General features: G+C 37.0%; 10 protein-coding genes. 7 read left to right on the top strand and 3 right to left on the bottom strand.

The genetic code is table 11. The features are described from left to right. Positions 1-5 precede the first annotated feature (5 nt). From BLW28_RS02910 to BLW28_RS02880, 7 genes are all read left to right on the top strand, one after another. Positions 6-590 (top strand): acyl carrier protein phosphodiesterase, encoded by a 585-nt coding sequence (locus BLW28_RS02910; RefSeq protein WP_073214093.1) that lies wholly within the window; start codon positions 6-8, stop codon positions 588-590. Beyond that, positions 587-2,308 (top strand): gamma-glutamyltransferase, encoded by a 1,722-nt coding sequence (ggt, locus tag BLW28_RS02905; protein ID WP_073214089.1) that lies wholly within the window; start codon positions 587-589, stop codon positions 2,306-2,308. The genes BLW28_RS02910 and ggt overlap by 4 nt, the downstream gene beginning before the upstream one ends. Before the next feature lie 722 nt (positions 2,309-3,030). Continuing rightward, on the top strand, positions 3,031-5,883 hold the full coding sequence (gene uvrA, locus BLW28_RS02900; protein WP_073214085.1) for an excinuclease ABC subunit UvrA: 2,853 nt from the start codon (positions 3,031-3,033) through the stop codon (positions 5,881-5,883). 156 nt (positions 5,884-6,039) lie between these two features. Beyond that, the gene (locus BLW28_RS02895) at positions 6,040-6,726 is read left to right on the top strand and encodes an LOG family protein (protein ID WP_073214080.1); all 687 of its coding nucleotides are present in this window, start codon (positions 6,040-6,042) and stop codon (positions 6,724-6,726) included. Positions 6,727-6,736: 10 nt separating this feature from the next. Continuing rightward, entirely contained in the window at positions 6,737-7,987 is a 1,251-nt protein-coding gene (locus BLW28_RS02890; RefSeq protein WP_073214077.1) for an endonuclease/exonuclease/phosphatase family protein, read from the top strand. Next, the gene (locus BLW28_RS02885; RefSeq protein ID WP_073214074.1) at positions 7,984-10,806 is read left to right on the top strand and encodes a gluzincin family metallopeptidase; all 2,823 of its coding nucleotides are present in this window, start codon (positions 7,984-7,986) and stop codon (positions 10,804-10,806) included. Before BLW28_RS02890 ends, BLW28_RS02885 begins: the two co-directional genes overlap by 4 nt. A 59-nt stretch (positions 10,807-10,865) precedes the next feature. Then, entirely contained in the window at positions 10,866-11,084 is a 219-nt protein-coding gene (locus tag BLW28_RS02880) for a hypothetical protein (RefSeq protein ID WP_073214568.1), read from the top strand. 247 nt (positions 11,085-11,331) lie between these two features. Here BLW28_RS02880 and BLW28_RS15955 read toward each other — a convergent pair whose 3' ends face one another. The 3 genes from BLW28_RS15955 to BLW28_RS02870 all read right to left on the bottom strand — a co-directional run bounded on the left by BLW28_RS15955 (position 11,332) and on the right by BLW28_RS02870 (position 12,322). Next, positions 11,332-11,469, bottom strand: a complete 138-nt coding sequence (locus BLW28_RS15955) for a DUF6364 family protein (protein WP_394331652.1) — start codon at positions 11,467-11,469, stop codon at positions 11,332-11,334. A gap of 204 nt (positions 11,470-11,673) precedes the next feature. Then, positions 11,674-12,078: a type II toxin-antitoxin system VapC family toxin gene (locus BLW28_RS02875; RefSeq protein WP_073214071.1), complete on the bottom strand. Its 405-nt coding sequence runs from the start codon at positions 12,076-12,078 to the stop codon at positions 11,674-11,676. 4 nt (positions 12,079-12,082) lie between these two features. After that, the gene (locus BLW28_RS02870) at positions 12,083-12,322 is read right to left on the bottom strand and encodes a hypothetical protein (protein ID WP_073214068.1); all 240 of its coding nucleotides are present in this window, start codon (positions 12,320-12,322) and stop codon (positions 12,083-12,085) included. Between the last annotated feature and the right edge of the window lie 399 nt (positions 12,323-12,721).

Genomic DNA, 12,721 nt, shown 5'->3' with positions numbered 1-12,721 from the left:
ATTGAATGAATTTTTTAGCCCATATCTACCTTTCTGGCGATGACAAAGATGTAATAATTGGTAATTTTATTGCCGATGGCATCAAAGGAAAACGTTACCTTAAATATCCCGCGGGTATTGCCAAAGGCATTATTTTACACCGTGGTATCGACACTTTTACTGATTCTCACCCAACCGTTCAGAAAAGCACCGCAAAGCTTCACAAAAACTATGGGCATTATAGCGGAGTGATTGTCGATATACTTTACGATCATTTTTTAGCAAAAAATTGGAGTAAATATCACGCTAAACCGTTAGATAAATTTGTTGACGATTTTTATGAATTACTCCGAAAAAACTTCACAACCCTTCCACCGCGAATTCAGCGTATGATGCCGTATATGATTGCCGACAATTGGTTGCTGAGCTATGCCACCATTGAAGGTATCGGTAAAATATTAATCCAAATGAATGTTCGTATAAAAGGTGTGGTCAAGATGGACCAAGCTGTGACAGAGCTCATTGAATATTACGATGAATTTGAATCTGAATTCACTTCTTTTTTTGAGGAATTAAGAGAATTCTCTAAACAGAAATTAAATCAACTATGAAACTCATCCCCCTACTAATTGCGTTTGTTCTGTTTGTATCGTGTAATGAAAACCGCGTACAGACAGCTTCAACTCCAACTCCTGAAATTACCGAAAAAGAAATAATCGCACCAATTGCCGACAGTGCCATGGTCGTTTCTGCACGTGCCGAAGCTTCAAGAATTGGGACTGAAATCCTGAAAATGGGCGGGAATGCTTTTGATGCGATGATTGCCACAGAAATGGCACTAGCGGTTAGTTTTCCGTATGCTGGAAATCTTGGCGGCGGCGGATTTATGGTGTACCGAACTCAATTTGGGGAAATTGGAGCTTTAGACTATCGTGAAAAAGCACCACTAGCAGCCACTGAAAAAATGTTCTTAGATGAAAATGGAAATTATCTTTCCGAAAAAAGCAAATCTGGTGCATTGGCGGTTGGTGTTCCGGGAACTATAGCTGGAATATTTGCCGTTCACGAAAAGTTTGGAAGTCTCCCTATGGAAATAATTTTAAAACCAGTAATCGAACTTGCAAAAAACGGATATATTATAACTGAACAACAAGCACAACGATTTGAAAAATTCAGACCTCAATTTATAGAAGTAAATAAAGGAAATTCCATTTATACCGAAACCTATAAAGCTGGCGACACACTGAAAAATATAGCTTTAGCAAAAACACTTGAACTCATAGTACAAAACGGACGATTTGAGTTTTACGGTGGTGAAACAGGCGAAAAACTGGTTGAGTTTATAAAACTGAAAGGAGGAATTTTTACGTTGGAAGACTTGGAAGCTTATGAAGCCAAATGGCGTGAGCCAATTGTATTCAATTATAAAGACCTGAAGGTTATTTCTATGCCACCTCCATCTAGTGGTGGAATTTGCCTTGCACAGATTTTGAAAATGGTTGAACCCTATCCGCTTTCAGAATATGGCCATAACAGCGAGAAATATATTCAAGTACTTGCAGAAGCGGAACGTCGTGCTTATGCGGACAGAAGTTTTTATTTAGGCGACCCTGACTTTGTTTCGATTCCAATCGATTCATTATTGTCAGGTGCATATCTATCAGAAAGAATGAGCAGTTTTTCATTTGATGCCGCCACCTCGTCTTCAACTGTAAAACCTGGTGTTATCAATGGTTATGAAAGTCCACAGACCACACATTACTCAATTGTGGACGCCTTCGGAAATGCGGTTTCTGCTACAACAACGCTCAATTCAGAATACGGATCAAAATTGTATGTCAACGATCTTGGCTTCTTTTTAAATAATGAAATGGACGATTTTAGTGCTAAACCTGGAGTACCCAATGTATATGGTTTGGTTGGTGGGAAAGCAAACGCCATTGCCCCACAAAAACGAATGTTAAGCTCTATGACGCCAACCATAGTTGAAAAGGATGGCAAATTATGGATGGTAGTAGGAACTCCTGGAGGTTCTACGATTATAACTTCGGTAGCGCAAACTATTTTAAACGTGTATGAATTCGAAATGAATATGCAGCAAGCTGTTGATGTTGCTCGATTTCATCATCAGTGGCTTCCAGATGTTCTTCGCTATGAGTCTGAAAGATTCCCAAGAGAATTAATTACTTCTTTAGAAAAAAAAGGATATCCCGAAAACACAGAATCGGATCCGATAATTGGAAAAGTGGATGCCATTCGCATCCTTCCAAACGGCACGTTGGAAGGTGGGGCAGATTCACGTGGTGACGATACGGCTGTGGGATATTGATTCAAGAAAAAATCAGAGACACTTACTTTATATTTTGACTAACATTTAAACAGCACTAAATCCGAGTAATGCAAGAATAGCCTATGATTATTGGGCTTAGCTCAAATTGTAATAAGAAAGAAGGTTTGGCTAAAGCCAACTGCCACACTTGCCTGCTTCCCCGAGCTAAAGCACGGGGTTATTGAAATAGGCTACATAGAATAACCACGGTGCCCCACCTGACGGAACGGGTAGGTTCAGCCCGTGGATAATCAAACGATGCACGATTCTGGCTTTAGCCCCCCATAGCTCTTGAAAACCCAATGAATTCTTATGATTTTAGGCTATTGTTGGTTTTTTGTTAATTAAATCTAATAACCCCGTAGCTTTAGCTCGTGGAATCGTGAAAAGCACCAAAGATAAATGGGCTTTAACTTAAGATCTTCTGCCTAATGCTTTGTTAACACCAAGTAAGACGGGACGTTGTTGTCATCTGAAATAGCCTTACGCCTTTTGTCCTTTCGTCCTAAGTTTAATAACGTCATTAGTACAACTTAAGGACTTTTAAATAATCCTTCAATTACTAGTCGGAATAAGATAAAGTGTCCAAACCTCAACCATTACTGAAAACGGTTTAAAAGGCTGTACACAGGTAATTTCTAGGCGAAAGGGAGCTAAATATTAACAATCCATAAACTACTTGGGCTGCTTAATTTCGGTTCAATTAAGTACCTTTGCAAACTATGTCAAAAAACGAGGATTTTATTGAGGTATTGGGTGCGCGTGTTCATAATTTAAAGAATATAGATGTCCGCATTCCCAGAGACAAAATGGTAGTAATAACAGGCCTTTCGGGCAGTGGGAAATCCTCTTTGGCATTCGACACTATTTATGCCGAAGGACAGCGACGCTATATCGAAACTTTTTCGGCCTATGCGCGCCAATTCCTAGGCAGCTTAGAGCGTCCCGATGTGGATAAAATTGAAGGACTTTCGCCTGTAATCGCCATCGAACAAAAAACAACAAGTAAAAGTCCACGTTCAACCGTTGGAACTATTACTGAAATTTACGATTTTCTACGTCTTTTATTTGCCCGAGCAAGTGATGCTTACAGCTATAACACAGGCCAAAAAATGGTTAGTTATAGCGACGAACAGATTAAAAATTTAATCCTAGAAAACTTCGCCGATAAAAAAGTAAGCATCTTGGCGCCAGTAGTCCGTTCCCGAAAAGGGCATTATCGCGAACTTTTTGAGCAAATTGCCAAACAAGGTTTTGTAAAGGTACGGGTAGATGGTGTTGTGCGCGAGATTGTTAGCGGTATGAAAGTGGACCGTTACAAAAATCACGATATTGAAATCGTAATCGACAGACTTAAGATTCCTTCCAACTCGGCCAACGATGATTCGAAAGAAAATTTAGACAAACGCCTTTCTGAATCCATCAACACCGCAATGTACCACGGAGACGATGTATTGCAAGTTTTAGACAACGACAGCGGTGAAGCTCGTTATTTTAGTCGATCGTTGATGTGTCCAAGCTCCGGGATTTCCTATCCCAATCCAGAGCCAAACAACTTTTCTTTTAATTCGCCTAAAGGCATGTGCCCACGATGTAAGGGTTTAGGGAAATTATACGAAGTCAATCTTCAAAAATTGGTTCCAGACCCAAAACTTTCAATCAAAAAAGGTGCATTAGCTCCCCACGGACCACAAAAAAATAATTGGATTTTTAAACAATTAGAACTTATTGCCGAGCGGTATGGTTTTAAATTAACCGATACTTTTGAGAGTATTCCAAAAGAAGCTAAAGAAGTGATTTTTTTCGGAGGAAATGAACAAGTCAATATCTCTTCCAAAACCTTAGGAATCACAAGAAATTATAAAATAGATTTTGAAGGCGTTGCCACGTTTATACAAAACACTTTTGAGGCAAATGAATCGAAATCTTTACAACGGTGGGCCAAGGAGTATATGGATAAGATTGCTTGCCCAGAATGTGGCGGCACTCGCTTGAGAAAAGAATCACTTTACTTTAAAGTCAATGATAAAAACATTGCCGAGTTAGCCAATATGGATGTGGTGGAATTGGCAGCTTGGTTTAAGAATCTTGAGAAAAACATCTCCGAAACCCAAGTAAAAATAGCTTCTGAAATTATAAAAGAAGTTAAAACGAGACTTCAATTTTTAGTAGATGTTGGTCTTACCTATTTAGCCTTAGACCGAGGTTCTAAATCCTTATCGGGAGGTGAAGCGCAACGAATCCGTCTGGCAACTCAGATAGGTTCACAATTGGTTGGCGTACTTTATATTCTAGACGAACCTAGTATTGGGCTGCATCAACGTGACAACGAACGCTTGATTCATTCCCTTCAAAGTTTAAGAGACATAGGAAACTCCGTACTAGTAGTGGAACACGATAAGGATATGATTGAAAGTGCGGATTACGTAATAGATATTGGTCCAGCAGCAGGAAGGCACGGGGGCGAAATAGTTTCGGAAGGCAGCCCAGCGGAAATTAAAAACCACGATACGTTAACTTCAGATTATTTGAACGGAAGGAAGCAAATTGAAATTCCCGAAAAGCATAGAGAAGGAAATGGCAAAGTGTTAACCATTAAAGGCGCAACTGGAAACAATTTAAAAAACATCTCAGTCGATTTCCCATTAGGGAAAATGATAGGCGTTACGGGAGTGTCGGGCAGTGGAAAATCTACGCTCATCAATGAAACCTTGTATCCTATTTTAAATGCACATTTCTTCAACGGAGTAAAAAAACCAATGCCTTTTAAAAAGATTGAAGGTCTTGAACATATTGATAAAGTTATAAGCATCGATCAATCGCCTATTGGTCGTACCCCACGTAGTAATCCAGCCACTTATACGGGTGTTTTTTCTGAAATCAGGAATCTGTTTGCAAAAACACCAGAAGCATTGATTCGTGGGTATAAACCAGGACGTTTTAGTTTTAATGTCTCGGGCGGAAGATGTGAAACCTGCAAAGGAGCTGGCCTTAGAGTTATAGAAATGAACTTTTTACCCGATGTTTACGTTGAATGCGAAACCTGTCAAGGAAAACGCTTTAACCGTGAAACCTTGGAAATAAGATTTAAAGGAAAATCTATTCACGATGTGCTTAAAATGACCATCAACGAAGCATCCGATTTCTTTGAAAACATTCCGAAAATATATCGAAAAATCAAAACGATAAAAGAGGTTGGTCTTGGATACATCACGCTTGGACAGCAGTCTACAACCCTTTCGGGAGGAGAAGCGCAACGAGTAAAGCTAGCTAGCGAATTGTCAAAAAGAGACACAGGAAAAACATTTTACATTTTAGATGAACCAACAACTGGACTTCATTTTGAAGATATTCGAGTGTTATTAATAGTACTAAACAAATTGGCAGATAAAGGCAATACTGTACTAATTATTGAACACAATATGGACGTAATTAAAACAATGGATCATATTATAGACATTGGCCCCGAAGGAGGACGAAAAGGCGGAAAAGTTATGGCCGTTGGTACCCCGCAGGAAATTGCAACACATAAAAAGAGCCACACCGCCCGATTCCTTAAAAAAGAATTACTTTAGTAGCTTTGGCAATGTTTGGATAAGTTACTTTTTCAGTTATCAGTTATGAAAAATAAATTTTTGAAAACTATACACTGAACATTTCTAAAAAACATTAAAAAACATAGGCTTGTTTCAAAAACCAAGTTCAAGCTATATAAAACAGACAGATATAAAATGAGAGACGAAAGAATACCAAAAAATTGGAATGCAGTAAAAAACAACGATTCTTGGGCCATATTTAAAATTATGGGAGAATTTGTTAATGGCTATGAAAAAATGAGCCGCATTGGCCCTTGTGTATCCATTTTTGGTTCGGCACGTACTAAGCCAGACCACAAGTATTACAAATTGGCCGAAAGTATCGCTAAAAGAATTACCGAAAACGGTTACGGAGTTATTACTGGCGGAGGTCCTGGAATTATGGAGGCAGGTAACAAAGGTGCGCACCTTGCTGGCGGAACTTCAGTAGGATTAAACATTACACTTCCGTTTGAGCAACACGACAATCCGTACATCGATAGCGACAAAAGCATTGATTTCGATTACTTTTTTGTTCGAAAGGTTATGTTTGTAAAATACTCACAAGGATTTGTAGTAATGCCCGGAGGATTTGGAACTTTAGATGAATTGTTCGAAGCCTTAACGCTTATACAAACGCATAAAATCGAAAAATTTCCAATTATTTTAGTTGGCACTGAATTTTGGAAAGGGCTTTTTGAATGGATTAAAGAAACGCTCGTAAATGCCAAAAATATAAACACCGAAGACTTAGACTTGGTACACTTAGTAGACACCGAAGATGAAGTACTTACAATTCTCAACGATTTCTATAATGAATACAATCTAAGCCCTAATTTTTAATTTCAATTCCATGAAAATTTTTAAAAGATCAATTCAACTGTTATTCATTCTCTTTACGTTTGGACTCAACGCCCAAGAAACTATAAAGACAATGTTTTACAATGTCCTTGATTTTCCTGCCGCTTATCCAAATAACAGAGCAGAAATTCTTCGGGACATTCTGGATGAATATGAACCAGATATTTTCATGGTATGCGAACTTCAAAACGAATACGGAGCGAATCTAATTCTCGATATTTCTTTAAATAGCGATGGCGAAAACTATAGAATGGCTCCGTTTGAACCTACGCAATCTGGAGACCCTGATCATTTACAAATGATTTATTACAGGAAGGGAATGTTCACTTTGGTAACTTCAGATGTAATCCCCACTCCTGTTCGCGATATAAATTATTATCAATTAAAACTCAGTACTGAAGATCAAGATTCAGACCCTGTTTTATTCGATATTTTTGTAACCCACTTAAAATCTAGCCAAGGAACGGCAAACAAACAACTAAGGTTAGAAATGGTGCAGCAATTAACCAATAGGTTGGAAACGGTAGATCCTAATTCGCACGTAATTTTTGCAGGCGATTTTAACTTTTATACACATTCTGAACCAGCTTATCAAGAGCTCCTCGACCCTACCAATAACATTGTATTTGTAGATCCAATAGACCGCCCAGGCTCTTGGAATAACAAACCCGAATTTCAAGATATTCACACGCAAAGCACACGTACAAGTTCGGGACCATTTGGCGCAGGAGCAGGTGGCGGATTAGATGATAGATTTGATTTTATCTTGGTTTCTGAAAATATGATGACCGACCCAAAACTTAGATATATTCCTGAAACCTATAAAGCCTATGGCAATAATGGCAATTGCTTTGATAATAGCATAAACAGTCCAGATTGTAGCGGTGATTTCAGTGCAGAACTACGTGAAAACCTTTACAATATGAGCGACCATTTACCTGTTGTAATGGATATTGAAACCAATAAAAACATTGTTTTAAGCAGCCAAGACTTTGCAACAGAAGTACCTATTAGCCTAGAGGCCACTTTAGTAAATGAAAAACTAAATATTCGCTTGGGTTCAAATGTTTTTGGAAATGTTTCGTTTGAAGTGTACAACACCATAGGTCAAAAACTTTTGGAATATCGTTCAGAAAACAACCAATACATTTCTGTAGATATTAGTCTATTGGCAAATGGCATTTATTATCTAAAATCAAATATTCCAAACGCACCTACATTCAAATTCGTTAAGTCTTCTTGATAGTTAGATATTTTTTTTTCATCATCCTTTTTTTTGCGGCATTTCAAGGAAAGGCACAGCATACTATTTCTATTGATGCAACCCTAGACCCGACAAAAAAGAGCATTTCCATTAAGCAAGAAATAACCTATCAAAACACTTCGCAAGACACCTTAAACGAAATATATCTATTTGATTGGGCCAATAGTTTTTCGGATAAAACAACACCGTTGGCAAAACGTTTTGCTGAAAACTATGTTAGTGCCTTCCATTTTGAAAAAGAAGAAGATCGCGGAAGAACGCATATTGAAAGAGTTTATAACAAAACTGCTACTCCACTACAATGGCAACGAGGGAAACAAGTTGATATTCTTACCATTATATTAGACTCACCGCTATTACCAAACCAAAATTACACCTTCGGCATAGAGTATACTGTAAAAGTTCCTGACGACCGTTTTACGCGTTTTGGAGTAAACAAATTTGACGATTACAAACTGCGCTATTGGTATATTTCACCAGCGGTTTATGATGGCCAATGGCAAGTGTACAGCAATAAAAACACAGATGATTTATATGTAACACCTTCCGAGTTTTCAATTACATTTCATTACCCAAATATCTATTCCCTAAATTCAGAATTAGATTTGGTTTCAGAAACCATTTCGACTGGAGAAAAAAACATTAAAACCACAAAACTCCATGGCAAAAACCGAATAAGTGCAGATCTTTATATTGAAAAAGATGCAAGGTTTGACATTGTAGAAACGGATAAGTTGAAAGTAGTTTCAAATTTACATAACAGCCGTATAAACACTCCATTAAGGGCTTTGATATCTGATCGTATAGTGCATTTTTTAGACTCAAAACTCGGCCCTTATCCGTTTGATAAAATACTAATCAGTGAAGCAGATTATAAAAATAACCCAGTATATGGACTAAACCAGTTGCCCAGTTTTATTAGTCCTTTCCCTAATGGTTTTGAACACGATATGGAACAATTAAAAACCATATCGCGTCAGTATATAAACAATACTTTAATTTTAAATCCGCGTAAAGATTACTGGCTTCAAGATGCGCTTCAGGTATATTTAATGATGGAATATGTAGACACCTACTACCCAAAGATGAAGATAATCGGAGCTTTAAGTGATTGGTGGATTATTAACTGGGCGCATATTTCGGACATAGAGTTCAATGATCAATATCCGCTTCTTTATTTAAATATGGCGCGCAACAATATTCATCAAGCGCTTACTGTTCAAAAAGATTCATTATTAAAATTTAATAAAAACATAGCCAATGGTTATTATGGAGGAACGGGCTTGAATTATCTAAATGATTATTTAGGAAATGACGTTTTAGGCACGAGCCTCAAACAGTTTTATTCTGAAAATAAATTAAAGCCAATTAAAACTTCAGATTTTGAAACAATTCTTTCGAAAAACACTACCCTTACCGTTAATTGGTTTTTTGAAGATTATGTTGATAAAAGAAGCACGATTGATTTCAAAATTAATAAAGTAGAAAAATTTGGGGATTCTTTGAAAGTATCCATAAGAAACAAAAGAAAAACACAGCTCCCTGTTTCAGTTTATGGGCTTAACAAAGATGAAGTAGTATTTAAAACTTGGACAACACCTGTAGATAGTATTACTACAATTACAGTTCCTTCAGAAAACGTTCGAAAATTGGCACTCAATTATGAAGGCGAAATACCCGAATACAACCGACGGAATAATTACAAAAACCTAAAAGGTATTCTGAATAAACCTATTCAGTTTCGACTTCTCCAAGACATGGAAGACCCCAATTACAACCAAGTCTTCTTTATGCCTATTTTTCAATATAATTTATATGATGGTATTTCGGCAGGCGTACGACTTAACAATAAAACACTATTAGCCAAACCGCTGAGATACAGCTTGGCGCCCCAATATGCTTCACGTTCTAAAACAATTGTGGGAAGTGCTTCCATAAGTTACGTGCAAGATATGGACGAAGGAAACCTGTATGCCATGCGCTATGGGTTTGCCGGCAGTTACCATTCTTACGACCGTGATCTTTTCTACAAACGGTTTTCTCCGTATATGTCGTTTGCTTTCCGAAATCCAGATCTTAGGGATAATAAAAGACAATATATAAACTTGCGCAGCGTAAATGTGCATCGAGATGAAAGCCTCAACGATCCAATTCAAGAGCCTAATTATAATGTTTTTAATATTCAGTATAAATACTCAGATTCAAACCTGATAAACTATTTCAAAGGACTGATAGATTACCAAATTTCATCAAAATTCAGCAAACTATCGGCAGATTTGGAATACCGTAAACTTTTTTTAAACAACCGCCAGCTTAACATACGGTTGTACGCTGGTGCTTTTCTGTTTAACGATACTCGGGAAAGTGAAGATTTTTTCAGTTTTGCCCTAGACCGCACCAATGATTATATGTTTGATTATAATTATTACGGACGTAGTGAAAATGCAGGTTTGTTTAGCCAGCAATTGGTTATTGCCGAAGGAGGTTTTAAGTCGCAATTGCAACCCGCTTTTGCCAATAGTTGGATAACCACCCTTAACGCCAATACAAATATCTGGAAATGGATTTATGCCTATGGAGATGTTGGTTTAGTCCACAACAGCCATAAAGGAACTAAAGCTGTTTTTGATAGCGGAATACGGGTAAGTTTAGTTGCTGATTATTTTGAGCTTTATTTTCCTGTTTATTCCAACTTAGGTTTTGAACCAAACCTACCAAACTACGACCAAAAAGTACGGTTTATAATAACCCTAAGCCCGAGAACATTGATGGGCTTGTTTACTCGAAAATGGTACTAAAAAAATCTGTTACACTGAGCGCAGCTGAAGTGCCAACTAACAATAAAAAAACTATTTCAATGGAACTATTAAACAACTGGCGACTCATTTTACTGCTATGTCTAACCTTGGGTCTTGCACCCTTCTTTCCAGAACCACACATTTGGGGAAAAATTAAATGGATTGCCGGAGGAGCTGTCGGAATGAAAGCTGCAGATTGGTTTGATGTACTTTTTCATGGAATTCCGTTTTTATTATTACTACGCCTTTTAATTGTAAAGTTGAAAAAGTCAAAATAAAAATTGTTTTAAAGTGAATTCAACCTTAGGGTTAAATGAACACAGGGTTTTTAAATGAGACCAACTTAATTGCCTCCGCAAAGCGCAAACAACGTCTTACTTGTTTTTAACTCCATCCTTTAAAATATTCTTTAGCTAACTGGGCAGACTATGTAGCGACAAGCTGTTTGCCAAGGCTCCAATCCAACTGGGTCATACTCGCATTTACAACCCTACTCAAGCTTTCAACAAGAGGCGTTATTTCCGTTTAATTCCTTTTGTGTTTCCCAAGTGACGCTAAATAAGATTCGATGAGTTTTGACAGACTTATGTTATTTGATTTCGCATATTCTTTTGCGCTTTCAATAACTGATTTATTGAAACTTAATGTCAGTTTTTTATCCATAACAATTGTTTTACGTGCCAATTAAATGATTTATTACGTAATTTCAATACTATCTGGGCTTTTTGCTTGTGTCTGACGTATAGTATAAGCGCAGTAGCAGGATTTACGCATTTATTTTTCAGGCTATAACTGAATTTTGATTTAAAACCACTTTTGGATATAGCAATTAGCCGCTATTGCGTTTATACCGCTTGGTGGCAGTACTTACTTCCTCACAAACCAATTTTCAATGTTTAATTTGTTTAGATGTTTGAAGTCTTTGATATTGTCGGTAACCAATATTAAATCATTTACAATTGCAGTAACACCAATTATTAAGTCAAATTCGTCATTCATTGGTGTTCCATTTTTTCTTAATCTTACTTTTTCTTCGGCGTATCTTTCCACAATTCCATAAATAGGTATTACTGATAATCCTTTTACAAAGTTGTCAACAGCTTTATGGGATTTCGTTGGGTTATCGCTATTTTCCGCACCATATTTCAATTCGAACACAGTTAGCTCTGAAATAAAGCAATTGTCAATTCCCTTTTCTCTGATTGTTTTGTCTAATTTCAATTTTCCACGAAGAAAAAAGACACACATATTCGTGTCCAATAAATACTGCATATTGCTACAATTTCAATTCTTCTCCCTTAAATTTCCGACTTTCTTTAATTTCTTTAATGATTTCTTCAGCTGGTTTTTCAGAGCCGAAAGCTCCAAAAGACTTATAAAATTCCGCATCCCTGCTTTTTCTTCCTTTTTTAAGGGATTTTGCAAGCTTTTCAAGCAGCTCAATTTTACTGATAGAATTTAACCCTTCAAAAAGATTTGAATAAGTCTCCACAATATATTTTTCTACAACTGTCATTTTTGTCCGTTTTATTCAAATTTAATGAATTTTCTTTATGTATAAATCATTTTCTTGTATTGCCACCAACGATTGGATATGGGAAGTATCGCTTTTCGCGATATTTACTATATCTGGTGTTATCGGCAGTGTTTCTACTCCCAATTCTCAAATATAATCGATTATTCACAGAGAAACACGTAGTTTTAAAAATGACCCAAAAATACTGAAGGACTATCTTTTTGATTTGCTGAATCGGGCTATTTCTTTTAGGCATTGACTACATGAAGTCGCCCGAAGCTGAACAGATCAGTTCTTTTTACTACTTAGAAGCATTTTAAAATAAAAGTTGCGGCATTAAAAAAATGATCAAATACTTGACTTTCTAATATTTTTTCAATACCTTGACACAAAGTCTTT

It is taken from the genome of Aequorivita viscosa, from assembly GCF_900106795.1.
GTDB lineage: Bacteria > Bacteroidota > Bacteroidia > Flavobacteriales > Flavobacteriaceae > Aequorivita > Aequorivita viscosa.
This window is presented reverse-complemented; position numbering and strand designations above follow the sequence as displayed.

Coding starts and splice junctions, on each gene's coding strand:
- BLW28_RS02910 (WP_073214093.1), top strand. CDS start 6: ATGAATTTTTTAGCCCATATCTACCTTTCTGGCGATGACAAAGATGTA.
- ggt (WP_073214089.1), top strand. CDS start 587: ATGAAACTCATCCCCCTACTAATTGCGTTTGTTCTGTTTGTATCGTGT.
- uvrA (WP_073214085.1), top strand. CDS start 3,031: ATGTCAAAAAACGAGGATTTTATTGAGGTATTGGGTGCGCGTGTTCAT.
- BLW28_RS02895 (WP_073214080.1), top strand. CDS start 6,040: ATGAGAGACGAAAGAATACCAAAAAATTGGAATGCAGTAAAAAACAAC.
- BLW28_RS02890 (WP_073214077.1), top strand. CDS start 6,737: ATGAAAATTTTTAAAAGATCAATTCAACTGTTATTCATTCTCTTTACG.
- BLW28_RS02880 (WP_073214568.1), top strand. CDS start 10,866: ATGGAACTATTAAACAACTGGCGACTCATTTTACTGCTATGTCTAACC.
- BLW28_RS15955 (WP_394331652.1), bottom strand. CDS start 11,469: ATGGATAAAAAACTGACATTAAGTTTCAATAAATCAGTTATTGAAAGC.
- BLW28_RS02875 (WP_073214071.1), bottom strand. CDS start 12,078: ATGCAGTATTTATTGGACACGAATATGTGTGTCTTTTTTCTTCGTGGA.
- BLW28_RS02870 (WP_073214068.1), bottom strand. CDS start 12,322: ATGACAGTTGTAGAAAAATATATTGTGGAGACTTATTCAAATCTTTTT.